The organism is Nonomuraea diastatica (genome assembly GCF_004349015.1).
Taxonomy (GTDB): domain Bacteria; phylum Actinomycetota; class Actinomycetes; order Streptosporangiales; family Streptosporangiaceae; genus Nonomuraea; species Nonomuraea diastatica.
Genome location: NZ_SMKP01000431.1, coordinates 1 through 1064, shown reverse-complemented (window position 1 = coordinate 1064; position 1064 = coordinate 1). Strand labels below are relative to the sequence as shown.

At 72.0% G+C, this 1064-nt stretch carries 1 protein-coding gene; it reads left to right on the top strand.

What is annotated here, in order from left to right; translation table 11 throughout:
* Window positions 1-1064, top strand: a 1064-nt coding sequence (locus tag E1294_RS52025; protein WP_132520787.1) for a beta-ketoacyl reductase, incomplete at both ends; no start/stop codon positions are given.

Below are 1064 nucleotides of genomic sequence, written 5' to 3'. Positions count from 1 at the left end.
CGGGCGGCTCCGTCCTGGCGGCAGGACAGGCCAACTACGCCGCTGCGAACGTGTTCCTCGACGCCCTGGCGGTGCACCGTCGGTCGTCGGGGCTGGTCGCCACGTCCCTGGCGTACGGGCTGTGGGAGACCGACGCGGGCATGAGCGGCTCGCTGAGCGAGGCCGACTTCGAGAGGATGCGGCGTCAGGGCCTGCCGGCGTTGACCGTGGACGAGGCGCTGGCGTCGTTCGATGCGGGGTCGGGCTCGGACGCGGCAGTGCTGGTGCCGCTGCGCATCGACACGAGCGCGCTGGCCGGCCGCGGCTCCCGTCTTCCCGCGCTGCTGCGCGGCCTGGTGCGAGGGTCGGTACGGCAGGTGGCCCGCTCGACCGGATCGAAGCTGGCCCGCCGGCTCGCCGGGCTGGAGGGCGCGGAACGCGGCAGGATGCTGCTGCTGGAACTCGTCCGCAAGGAAGCGGCCAAGGTGCTGGGCCACGCCTCGGCGGACGCGGTGCAGCCCGACCGCGCCTTCCAGGAGCTCGGCTTCGACTCCTTGACGGCCGTCGAGTTCCGCAACCAGCTCACGGCCGCCATCGGCGTGCCGCTCCCGGCCACGCTCATCTTCGACTACCCGACCGCTGAGGCCATCGCCGACCACCTGGCCAACCAGATGGCCGGTGGGCAGGCGGCGCAGGCCGTCGCTGCTCCCGTGGCGGTCGACGAGCCGATCGCGATCGTGGGGATGGCGTGCCGGTATCCGGGTGGTGTGGTGTCGCCGGAGGACCTGTGGGAGCTGGTGGCGCAGGCTCGTGACGGGGTGGGGGAGTTCCCCGCCGACCGTGGCTGGGACCTGGACAAGCTCTACAACCCGGATCCGGACAGCCGGGGCACCTCGTACGCGCGGCACGGCGGGTTCCTGTATGACGCGGCTGAGTTTGATCCGGGGTTCTTCGGGATCTCGCCGCGTGAGGCGTTGGCGATGGATCCGCAGCAGCGGTTGTTGTTGGAGGCGTCGTGGGAGGCGGTTGAGCGGGCGGGGATTGATCCGACGGGGTTGCGGGGGAGTCGGACGGGTGTGTTCGCG